Raw genomic sequence first — 1,317 nt, forward strand, 5'->3', positions numbered from 1 at the left:
CCCCGCCTCAGAGGTTAACGATGGGCCCTGTCCAGAAAAGCCAGACCACCTCATATCCCACGTGATAGACTGTCGTCGTAAGCTTTTCGTTTAGCCCGAATTCATTACCAAGGTCTCTAAGGGCTGGCGAGACGAAGTCATCTAGGTGATGAATGTCGCGAGCGAGGTATCTTTCCAGTTGTGAGAACCACTTAGAAGCCAGGTCGCCAATGCCTGTCGCGAACATTACTCCCCGTAGGTGCGGTAGGATGTAAAACTTTGTGGTGAAGAAGAATGGCTTTCCGGTGTCTCCAGCCATCGCCAAGGTATCCATCGCGATTATAACTTGCTCTGGCGAAATTGAGAAGACTGCCGCCGTCATGATTGGTCTGGATGAGCTAATGAGTTTCCTTGCACACCATAGCCGCTAGAAGATCTAACGCTGCCCCTGAGTGGCAGGCAGGGAGTTTGTGGTGGCGAAGCTGAGAATAGTTGGAGGCCTGTCCACTCGAGGGGCATGTTATGCGTGTGGTTCGCCAATGGCAGGAGTACCCAGAACAAACTGAATAATCGAAAGCACATCCTCTATAGATGTGATAAACCATTCAACGCCAGGCGAGCTCTCACTCCATTGGTTCCTAAGGGTAAGAACTCCGTGAAGGACGCTCTCAAGTGATCGTGAGTCATTCGTACGATAGACAAGTCCGATTTCCGGTCTCTCAGGCATTCCCGTTGATTGACCCGAAATCCTAAGGCTTGCAGCTGTATCAGTTCGGCCTATCTTGCATAGCCACTTGTCCTTCCCACTCGATAGCGCTGCAGCCTTATACGCAGGATAGTAATATAGGTAGATGGATTCATCGCCTTCACCCAAGTAGAGCAATGTCTGAAGATCCTGAGTTTCCTCATTGACATTTTCAGCTACAGCCCCGTCTTCGTCGGAAGGCTGAATTGATTCATCATCTCCAGTAGCGCTCGATATCCTCCACCACCCTGTTGATGGATTTTCTGCTCCACCACGAGCCTTGATGTTGTCAAGGGCTTTTTTAACTGTACGAGAGAGATCAGCAGCTTGGCAGGGGAATCCTCCGTTGTCAGCATGATACTTCTCAACGTAATCTACTATTTGATTTCTCTTGATCTGCCGGCCTGCAAGTTGCGACAATACAATATGCTCTACAACGGCCGCAGTTAACGGGAGCCCTTTGAACTTATAGTTATCATCGTCTTGACTCATGGTGTCAGTCACAAGAACTGAAAAATTCTAGCCGGGACATTGTTGCTACGCATAACGATTATGGATAGATCGTGCGCAGCCACGATCTTATCCGAAGTTGA

2 protein-coding genes are annotated in these 1,317 nt (G+C 49.2%); both read right to left on the bottom strand.

The window, feature by feature from the left end:
- Positions 1–7: 7 nt before the first annotated feature.
- Entirely contained in the window at positions 8–361 is a 354-nt protein-coding gene (locus ACWJI7_RS14195) for a hypothetical protein (RefSeq protein ID WP_479938866.1), read from the bottom strand.
- Between the two features lie 138 nt (positions 362–499).
- Entirely contained in the window at positions 500–1,216 is a 717-nt protein-coding gene (locus tag ACWJI7_RS14200; protein ID WP_479938868.1) for a GIY-YIG nuclease family protein, read from the bottom strand.
- Positions 1,217–1,317 lie beyond the last annotated feature (101 nt).

The organism is Cryptocyanus atlanticus LEGE 06306, assembly GCF_056633155.1.